Origin of the sequence: Rhizobium sp. 18055 (genome assembly GCF_902706285.1) — a bacterium.
Taxonomy (GTDB): domain Bacteria; phylum Pseudomonadota; class Alphaproteobacteria; order Rhizobiales; family Rhizobiaceae; genus Rhizobium.
The window spans coordinates 1-408 of record NZ_CACSKD010000397.1; the positions used below are offsets into that span (position 1 = coordinate 1).

The 408-nt window shown below is 58.1% G+C and carries 1 pseudogene; it reads right to left on the minus strand.

The features are described 5' to 3' along the window. A pseudogene (locus GVL52_RS29685) lies at positions 1-408 on the minus strand (hypothetical protein); the annotation flags it as partial.

The window sequence follows — 408 nt, forward strand, 5'->3', positions numbered from 1 at the left end:
GAACGACGTCACATCATCCCCCTGTGCAAAGTGAATAATGATCGCAGGTTCAGGCTGTCGCATGACATCCTGACGCACCCGGCGTTTCTCACGGTACGCCCAGCCGCGCATCTGACTGATGGCCGCCACATCACCCTGCAGCGCTTCACGCTCAACCCACGTTTTCCAGCTGAGCGGTCGATGTTCACCGGTGTCCCGGATGGCCTGACGCTCCTCACGTAACGTCAGCCGCAATTCTGCCATGGCCTTCATCTTTTCAAACTCGGCCACGCGATACATCAGCTTGCGCAGCAGTGGGTCGCGCACTGACTGACGAATGTGCGCTTTTCTGAGCACACAGTGCGATGAGATCTGGCGGAAACGTTCTCCCGCGCGCAGATCAGGTTTATCCCAGCCGTCACGATATGC